Below are 401 nucleotides of genomic sequence, written 5' to 3' on the forward strand. Positions count from 1 at the left end.
ACTAGAGCCCGCCCACCAAGGACGACGCCCATATCGATCATTGTTTCGGCCCCAATCTCAGCGCCGATATTAATAATAGCGCCCATCATGATAACTGCATTGTTGCCAATTAAAACTTGATCACGGATGATAGCGCCTGGCTCAATTCGGGCATTGACTTCCTTTTTGTCCAGAAGAGGAACTGCAGAATTTCGACTATCGTTTTCGACTCGATAGTGTGTGATTTGAGAAGATGATTCTAATAGTGCTTTAACGTATTTCCATTCACCAAAAAGAGTTCCAGAAGTTGGTGAAATAAAAGCTTCAATTTCATTCGGTATTTGTAATTGATATAGTTTTTCTCCGGCAATAAACACTCGAACGGGGGTCTGCTTTTTGGAGTTTGAAATGGTGTTAATAAT

General features: G+C 41.1%; 1 protein-coding gene. It reads right to left on the reverse strand.

Going from position 1 to position 401, the window contains the following annotated elements; translation table 11 throughout:
- A partial coding sequence (locus C1I98_RS46850; RefSeq protein ID WP_497846416.1) for an LbetaH domain-containing protein occupies window positions 1-401 on the reverse strand: 401 nt, incomplete at both ends.

Source organism: Spongiactinospora gelatinilytica (assembly GCF_003236385.1).
Classification (GTDB): domain Bacteria; phylum Actinomycetota; class Actinomycetes; order Streptosporangiales; family Streptosporangiaceae; genus Spongiactinospora; species Spongiactinospora gelatinilytica.